This window comes from Acidovorax sp. HMWF018, assembly GCF_003061035.1.
In the GTDB taxonomy this organism is placed as follows: domain Bacteria; phylum Pseudomonadota; class Gammaproteobacteria; order Burkholderiales; family Burkholderiaceae_C; genus Acidovorax; species Acidovorax delafieldii.
The window spans coordinates 1-2036 of sequence record NZ_QAIM01000065.1 but is presented as its reverse complement, the minus strand read 5'-3'; the positions used below and the strand labels follow the sequence as shown (position 1 = coordinate 2036).

Below are 2036 nucleotides of genomic sequence, written 5' to 3'. Positions count from 1 at the left end.
GCCACCGCCTTCGTTTCGGGTGGCGTTGTGGACGCCGACGAGTTCGTGACCTGCCGCATCACCACCGCCGCCGGCCGCATTGACGACCGCACCATCAATTTCGCCATCACCCAACGCTGAGGACCGGCCATGTCTGTCATCTACTCCACCGCCGCCAAGACGGCCCGCATGAATGCTGTCGTTTCCACCATCGGCACTTCGGGCAAGCTCAAGCTGTTCAGCGCCGCCGACGCGCTGCTGGCTACGTTCACTCTGGCCTCAACGGCGGGTACCGTGTCTGGTGCTGTGCTTACGCTTTCTGATGCCAACGGCGGCGCAGACGGCATCCTGAGCACCACCGCATCCGCCGGCGGCACGGCCACGAAAGCCAGCATCACGACCTCTGCAGACGCTGACGTGATTACCGGCCTGACCGTTGGCACCTCCGGCTCCGACCTGGTGCTGGACAACAACGTGCTTGCTAGCGGCCAGGCCATCACGATCAACTCCGCGACGATCACGCACGCCTGACGGCCGCGACGTAGGAGCGACGATGGCAGCAGATCCCGACTTCGACAAGGTAGTCCTGCTGCTGCACGCGGACGGGACAAACGGCTCGACTACCTTTACCGACAGCAGCGCGACGCCTAAAACGGCTATCGCGTACAACGGCGCGATCATCTCAACCGCAGAGTCAAAGTTCGGCGGATCGTCGCTCTACTTCTCGGGGCTCACTTCGCACCTGCGCGCTTCCCCCGAATCCGCTTTTACCATCGGGACCGACGACTTCACCATGGAGTGCTGGGCGAACTACTCCAGCTACTCTGGAGCGCGTCCGTTGGGGCTGTTCAATGGAACCACGGGCATTGTGCAGATGTATATCTCCAGCGGTGCCCTCGGTACCGAGACGCGCGACGCCTACGGCGGTGCTGGGGGTAGCGTGCCGCTGAATGAATGGGTCCACCTTGCTGTCACGCGCGAATCGGGTGTGGTCCGCTCCTTCATCAACGGCACCAAGGTTTACGAGTACACAGACTCGGGGTCACTCGGTACGCCCGCCCAGGTCAACATCAACCAATACGGCAATGGTGGCGGTAGCGGTGGGATTGGGTACATTGATGAGGTGCGGGTAACCATCGGCCTGGCTCGCTACACCGCAAATTTCACGCCCCCGACGGAAGCGTTTACCGGCGCCGCTGCCATCGCTTTGTCCGGCAACGTCAAAGACGCCAGCGGGGCCAACGCCGCACGCAAGGTGCGTGCGTACCGCGAAGACACGGGCATTTTCGTAGGCGAGGCCACGAGCGACGGCACCACGGGCAACTACTCCATCACCACCCTTTACAGCGGCGCGCACACCTTGGTCTTTTACCCGGCTGCTGGTGAAGATCTGCCTGCGCTTATCCTGCGCGGAGTGGTCCCGGTATGAGTTACACCCCGCCTGCCGGTGACGCGGCCGACGTTTCGTGGGTCGGCGTTGCTTCTTACACCCCCCCGGCGGGCGACGCTGCGAACGTTACTTGGTCGTCCACCACCGGTGGCAGCGTACTAGCCGCTACCGAGTCGGGGGCGGACACCTGCAGCGCATCCGGCGCATCCAGCGTGCAGGGTGCTCTAGACGCCACCAGCGCAGGGTCTGACTCGGCAAGCGTTTCCGGTACGGTCCGCGCTATCGGCGCGCTTGCCGTGACTGAGGGCAGCTCTGACCTCGCAGCGGCTGCAGGAAGCTCAGATAGCCAGGGTGTCTTGGCTGCTGTCGAATCCGGCGCGGACGTGCTGGCTGCAACTGGCGATAGCGCGGCCGGCCGCCAAGGCGCGTTGGCGGCTTCGGAATCTGGCTCTGACGCACTCGCGGCAACAGGTACGGCCCCACGCGCGGTAGGCAGCCTGTCAGCCGCTGAATCGGGTTCGGATACCGTGAGCGCTACAGGCGGGTACTCCAAGCTGACTGCCTCCATGGCCGCTGCAGAGTCGGCCGCCGATGCTGCCGCTATCTCGGTGCGCGCCCTGATCGCCGGGGCCATGGCCGCCGCCGAGAGTGGTGCCGACAGCATGAC

2 protein-coding genes are annotated in these 2036 nt (G+C 64.4%); both read left to right on the top strand.

The genetic code is table 11. The features are described 5' to 3' along the window. Positions 1-129: 129 nt before the first annotated feature. Positions 130-510: a hypothetical protein gene (locus DBR23_RS02305; RefSeq protein ID WP_108497184.1), complete on the top strand. Its 381-nt coding sequence runs from the start codon at positions 130-132 to the stop codon at positions 508-510. 22 nt (positions 511-532) lie between these two features. Further along, entirely contained in the window at positions 533-1408 is an 876-nt protein-coding gene (locus tag DBR23_RS02300; protein WP_108497183.1) for a LamG-like jellyroll fold domain-containing protein, read from the top strand. The last annotated feature ends 628 nt before the right edge of the window (positions 1409-2036 follow it).